General features: G+C 37.0%; 7 protein-coding genes. 5 read left to right on the forward strand and 2 right to left on the reverse strand.

Annotated features, from left to right (window positions below):
• Window positions 1–123: 123 nt before the first annotated feature.
• Window positions 124–1,002, reverse strand: coding sequence for an NAD(+)/NADH kinase (locus QVB70_RS12430; RefSeq protein ID WP_287586721.1), 879 nt, complete (start codon window positions 1,000–1,002; stop codon window positions 124–126).
• 5 nt (window positions 1,003–1,007) lie between these two features.
• Entirely contained in the window at window positions 1,008–1,799 is a 792-nt protein-coding gene (locus QVB70_RS12435) for an inositol monophosphatase family protein (RefSeq protein ID WP_287586723.1), read from the reverse strand.
• Window positions 1,800–2,007: 208 nt separating this feature from the next.
• On the opposite strand from QVB70_RS12435, the gene QVB70_RS12440 reads away from it, so the two are divergent.
• The 5 genes from QVB70_RS12440 to QVB70_RS12460 all read left to right on the forward strand — a co-directional run.
• Complete coding sequence (locus QVB70_RS12440) at window positions 2,008–2,415, forward strand: translation initiation factor IF-5A (protein WP_287586726.1); 408 nt, start codon at window positions 2,008–2,010, stop codon at window positions 2,413–2,415.
• A gap of 273 nt (window positions 2,416–2,688) precedes the next feature.
• Window positions 2,689–3,810 carry an NDP-sugar synthase gene (locus QVB70_RS12445; protein ID WP_287586727.1) on the forward strand — a complete coding sequence of 374 codons (1,122 nt, stop codon included), beginning with the start codon at window positions 2,689–2,691 and terminating at the stop codon, window positions 3,808–3,810.
• Window positions 3,811–3,882: 72 nt separating this feature from the next.
• Window positions 3,883–5,052 (forward strand): glucose-1-phosphate thymidylyltransferase, encoded by a 1,170-nt coding sequence (locus tag QVB70_RS12450; RefSeq protein ID WP_287586730.1) that lies wholly within the window; start codon window positions 3,883–3,885, stop codon window positions 5,050–5,052.
• Window positions 5,053–5,055: 3 nt separating this feature from the next.
• Window positions 5,056–6,033, forward strand: a complete 978-nt coding sequence (locus tag QVB70_RS12455) for a GDP-mannose 4,6-dehydratase (protein WP_287586732.1) — start codon at window positions 5,056–5,058, stop codon at window positions 6,031–6,033.
• A gap of 88 nt (window positions 6,034–6,121) precedes the next feature.
• Window positions 6,122–6,415, forward strand: a 294-nt coding sequence (locus QVB70_RS12460; protein WP_287586734.1) for a hypothetical protein, incomplete at its 3' end; no start/stop codon positions are given.

Genomic DNA, 6,415 nt, shown 5'->3' on the forward strand with positions numbered 1-6,415 from the left:
ACGTTAGGGAGACCCTCAATGCAAGTGTTGAAAGTGAAAACTACCGCCATTCATCACCACGCTGAAGCGGTGGTGCTTTCTTGCTTAGCTACTCGTAAGCAAAAATTCTAGAGAACGATGTTATTATTCTTCCCCTATTTTGGAAACTGTTAGTTTTTTGAAAACTCGCTCGTAGAAATCAGTTATACCTTCGAGCCGTATGAATTTCACAGCATTTTCCGATTTGAAAATATTCAATACATCTCCAGGGCGAATTTCTTTATCAAATGAACGCCCATCCATTACAATTTGTGCAGTAGGCTCGTAAATGGTCACGTTAATTTTACTTGAAGTGGGAATCACAAAAGGAACCCTATAAGGCAATTCTAACGGATTTACACACTTGATAATAAATGCATTAAGGCTAGGAGTGATTATTGGCCCTCCTGCAGATAATGAATGTGCTGTAGAGCCAGTTGTCGTGGATGCAATTAGTGCATCAAGATAAGTATCTGCGACGATTGTGTTATCTATTTGAACTTTGAGATGAAGCATTGGAGTGGCTACTCCTAATGGCTTACTACTTGTGATTACAATCTCATTCAAAGCGTCAGGTAAATATAGTTTATTGTTTAGTTTAGCAGTGATTTTATCTCGCAGTTCTATGGTATAATTTCCAGTCAAGATTTGTTCAATTGCGTCCTTTGCATTCTCAGGTTTTATTTCCGTCATGAAACCAACCTTTTTTCGAGAGAAGTCGATAGCTAAAATTGGAATCGATGAATTAGTAAGCTGATTACATGCATATAGAATTGACCCATCACCACCTGCTACGATTAAAAGATCCAAATCATCAAGTTCTGATAGGTCGATAGCAAGTGTTTGAAGGTTCAATCTTTCAGCGACATTTCGTTCAAGAAAAACTGTTAGTCCCAGTCTTTGAAGGAATCTAGCAAAATCTTTCGTGAATTTCATTGCATCCTCATAATTAGGTGGAGCAGTTAGAGCAACACTCTTAATCACAATTCTCAACCCAATAAACTGATTATTTCTTGATGTAATGAACGATTACTCGCACAGACAATCGAATATCTTGCAGATAATTCAAAAACATTAGAAGTTAAAGGCTTTCCTTCCATATCTGTGATTATGCCTCCAGCTTCTTCAATAAACAATTTCGCTGCAACAATATCCATTATCTTTAAACTGCCACGAGTATCTATGAGAGCATCTAACAAACCCGTAGCTGTATAACACACTTCAAGGGCAATAGAGCCAAATAGACGAGTTTTATATGCCTGAGAGGCAACTGGTTTGACTTGTTCAAGATCTGTGTCGTAAACATATATACTTACGATAGCTTTGCTTAATTTCTCTTCTATTGGTAGACGGTATATTGGCTTACCATCAACTTTTATGTCCCTTCCCTTCTCGACTTCAAATAGATTATTCTTAAGTAAAAGCGGTGCTCTAATAAGTCCCGCAACGACATCATTAAACGTATTCCCTTCAAGTAATGCAAGACTTAAAGAAAAAAATGGAACCCCTCGGCTTGCATTTGTGCTTCCATCAATTGGATCTATGATAAGTGTATATTTTGGTTCATCCCCAAAAGTGAAGGTTCCGCTTTCTTCACTGATGAGTTTAATTGATACATCATTCTTCTGTAAGAAATTAATGCATGCATCTTCAGCAATTTTATCAATGCCTTTCGTGGTTTGCCCGTATATATTTTCTCCAATATCTTTATATGCTTCCGAAGTGCCTATAACAGGCTTGACTGCCTGCCATATTACCTCAGAGAGTTTTCTAAGGAACAATGAAACATCTTGGCTAAGAGATATTTATATCACCTTTTCAGGTAAAACTAATTAACAAATCCCTTAGAAGTCTTTATAAAAGATGCATATTAAAAACGATTCATCATAAGGACTCTTTGCGAAATGCAAGCGATATTGGGAGAAGTTTTATCAATAAGACTAGAAAGAATGTCCTTGTAAGCAAAAGTTTAGGTTGAGGTGAAAGAAAATGAGCAAAAAACCAGCTGAAGTAGGCTCTCTAAAAGTAGGACGATATCTTATTATCTCTGAAGGTGGAAAAGAACATCCTTGTCGAATTTTAAGTCTTGATCGTTCAAAGCCAGGAAAACATGGATCAGCCAAAGCACGTATTGTTGCAGTAGGAGTTTTTGATGGAGTTAAAAGAACGATTGTGTCCCCCGTTTCTGCTAAGATTCAGGTGCCCGTTATTGAAAAGCGAAATGGACAGGTTATCTCTATGAATCCTTTTATGCTTATGGACTTGGAAGATTATTCAAACTTTGAATTATCAATGCCTGAAGATGAAGAAATCGCCTCAAAAATAGTAGAAGGTGCCACAGTGGAATATTGGAACATTCTTGGTCAAAAAAAGATAATGAGGATAAAATCCTCATAGCGTTCTTAGTTATTAAGAACATCAGCTTTCATAGAGTTCATCATTGGAGCGTATTGCATTCCTCTGTAAGCCCTTTGTCATCATCCTAATTATATGAGTTTTAGAGAAATAAAAAGGTTTATTGTATTTCAATATAGAAATAAGATTAAAATACCTTTAAACAGAAATCTTGCTTTGTTACTAAAAACATAAAACAAATGAACTGCATCCAGCGATTACACTACATAAATCAGATTTGTAAAATAAATATTTGCAGAGTTGGAGGCTAATTGGTTGACCAGTGCTTTAATTCTCGCGGGTGGATTTGGAACACGCTTAAGACCATTAACATGCACACGTCCTAAGCCTCTTTTCCCCCTAGGCAATAGACCATTAAGCGAAATTTTAGTCCAACGCCTAAGCGAAGTAGTAGACCGTGTAGTATTTGCTATCAATTATCAAGCTGAAAAAATAATGCAGTATTTCGGTTCGGGTGAAAAATACGGTATTGAAATTAAATATGCCAAAGAAAAACGACCTCTTGGCACGGGAGGTCCTATTAAACATGCACAAAATCTTTTGGATGATTCACCATTTCTTGTGTTGAATGGCGATGTAATTTCTCTCATCGATTTCAAAGATATGTTAAACTTTCATAAGCAGCGTGGGGATGCACTTGGCACAATAGCGTTATATCCTGTTGAGGATCCATCCAGATACGGGGCAGTTGAACTTGATGATGCTTACAGAATTTTAAGATTTGTGGAAAAACCTCCTCCAGGAGAGGAGCCAAGTAATTTGATTAATGCAGGTGCCTATGTACTTGACCCAGAGGTTTTTGATTATATTCCAGAAAATGAACCATTTTCTATCGAAAGGGGAGTATTTCCAATTTTTGCTGACCAAATGAAACTTTATGGCTACAAATATAATGATGTATGGCTCGATATGGGAAAACCTGCAGATTATATACAAGCAAATAAGTATGTTCTTGACCATTTTTTAAAAAAAACAGATTCAAGCATAAATAAGGGGGCTTTTATTAGTTCATCCGCCAAAATAGAAGAACCAGTGCATATTAACGCATCTATTGCAATCGGTAAAAATGTAGAAATCGCAAGGGAAACTCATATAGGACCTTATGTATGCATTGGGGATGATGTAAGTATTGGACAAGGTTGTCGAATTGAAAACTCAATAATATTTCCAGATGTTCGAATAGAATCATTTAGTTCTATTAACAATTGTATAATCGGTGAGGCGGCAACTCTTGGTCGTTGGGTAAAGATCGAAGGCTTAACAATTATTGGTGATTATTGTACAATTAAGGATAATGTTACTTTAACCTCAGGTGTGATGATTTGTCCATGGAAAACTGTATCAGATAGCATCATCACACCACAAACTGTTATGTAAGTCAATTACCCTCCATTAAGCTGGGGTATTCTTAAAGAGAAAAAATATAAAGGCTCACTAAGGGGTGATTAAATGAGAGCAGTTGTTTTAGCAGCAGGAACTGGAACACGAATGAGACCCCTCACTTATGCTAAACCTAAACATATGCTGCAAGTTGCAGGAAAACCTGTCTTAGAACACATACTTGATTTTTTAAGATTAGCAAATATCCAAGACGTGTGCATAGTTGTTGGATATTTGAGAGAAGTCGTTATGGATTATTTTGGTGATGGCGATCGATTTGATATGAATATAACGTATGCCCATCAAGAAAAACGACTAGGCTTGGCCCATGCCTTGAAATATGCGCAACCACACCTTGAAAATGACAACTTTGTTATGGTACTTGGCGATGTGATGATAAGATTAGACCTTAAAGAAATGGTAGAGCACCATCTGGCTCATAATGCTGTTGCCACTATAGGTTTAGCTACTGTAGATGACCCCACGCCTTTTGGAGTAGTAAAAATGGATGAGGACTTGAGAATAAGCAAGTTGATTGAGAAACCAAAAGTCCCTCCCTCAAATTATGTGATAACAGGGCTTTACATCTTTGACAATGAAATATTCAGCGCTATTGACAAGATACCGAAGTCTTGGCGTGGCGAATATGAAATCACCGATGCAATTCAATTGCTTGTTGAACAAGGGGATCCTGTTTATGGATATCCTGCGCTAAAATATTGGAAGGATACTGGACGACCTACTGATCTCTTAGAAGCCAACAAAAAATTTCTGTCCGATTATCTTGGCAATTATATCGTCGGAGAAGTTCACCAAGGATGCGAAATTGATGGGATAATACGTGTTGAAAAGGGAAGTGTGCTCCATACAGGCGTTAAAATCCATGGTCCTGTATCTATTGGCGAAGATTCTTTTATAGGACCGAATTGTGAACTTGGCCCCTACGTCCAAATCGGATCAAATGTACGACTTGTAGAAAATGTAACTTTGGCAAATACCATTATTATGAATAACACATTAGTGTCAAACGACGCTGTAATCAAAGATTCAATTATAGGAGAAAAGTGTCAAATAGGACCTGAAGTAATAGCTGAAGGCACTGATAATGTTTTCGGCGTTGTAATCGCAGACCATTCTGTTGTAGGACCAAATATAACTTTCACCCCGGGCAATACGCTTGGTCCACATTCGACCATTCAACCTCAACCAACAGCAAACAAAAATCAAGAGAGTGAATAAACTTTGCTTGAGGAAAGACGCATTCTCATTACTGGCGGGGCAGGATTTATCGGTTCACATCTTGCTGAGGCGCTAGTGGAACACAATAATATTGTGAAAATCTATGACAACTTTAATCCATTTTATTTTAATAAAGAGGCAAATATAAAACGCCTAAAAGAAGCAAAAAACTGCACACTAATTAAAGGAGATATTCTTGATCTGAATAGCCTTAAGCAGGCTATTGGTAATGATACAGAACTTATCTTTCATATCGCAGCCCAGCCTGGCGTAAGATTCTCCGTTGAAACTCCTTTTAAAACGAATGAGATCAATGTTACTGGCACACTGAATATGTTGGTTGCAGTGCAAAATTCAAATGTAGAGAAATTAATTAATGCATCCTCTTCTTCTGTATATGGTACTCCACAATATTTACCAATTGATGAAAAACATCCTACCAATCCAGTTTCGCCTTATGGGGCTAGTAAACTCGCTGCAGAAAAATATTGTAAGGCTTTTTATCGCATTTACGGAATTAATGTCTGTTCATTACGTTTTTTTACTGTATATGGACCACGTCAGCGTCCTGATATGGCAATTCACATTTTTACACAACAGATCTTGAAAAATGAGTCGCCAACTATTTTTGGGGATGGCAATCAAACTCGCGACTTTACATTTGTCGATGATACAGTTTCAGGAATCATTGCTTCAGCTGAAGCAAAGGATACTGCTGGAGAAGACTTCAATCTCGGGAAAGGAGAAAGGTGTTCAGTAAATAATTTGATCTCTTTGCTAATAAAAATAACTGGAAACGCTGTAGAACCAAATTGGACAAAAATTATGAAAGGAGATGTATCGCATACATGGGCAGATATCACTAAAGCCAAAAAAATGCTAGGATATGATCCACAAACCTCTATTGAGACAGGCCTAGAAGAATTTGTAGAATGGTATAAATCCACGCCTTATGATCAGATTCCAAAGGCTTCTCCTTGAATCGATGTAATTTACCTCGTTAATTGCTGGTTAAACTTATAAAGAAAGAAATGAAACGGAATTAAATATCCCTGTTCTGGGTGGTTTAATGACCCTAAAGCATAAACGCACTTTCAAATCAGAAACAATTGATAAATTAATTCTTGACACTTTAAAAAAGAGTAAGCCAAAGCCAAAAACTGTTAAAGAACTAGCTACGCTTGTTAATAAGGAGCATGGTGTTCCTGTAAAAAAAGTTTTGGACAGAATTGAAGAACTAGAAATCGAAGGGAAAATCAACTTAAAGCAACCAGAAGGTAAAGATGCAGCTCCAGTTCCAGATAATATATTAGATTATATAATGAGTTATGAATATGGGCTAGAATTCTGGATAGTTATAGGG

It is taken from the genome of Candidatus Borrarchaeum sp., from assembly GCF_019058535.1.
In the GTDB taxonomy this organism is placed as follows: Archaea; Asgardarchaeota; Sifarchaeia; order Borrarchaeales; family Borrarchaeaceae; genus Borrarchaeum; species Borrarchaeum weybense.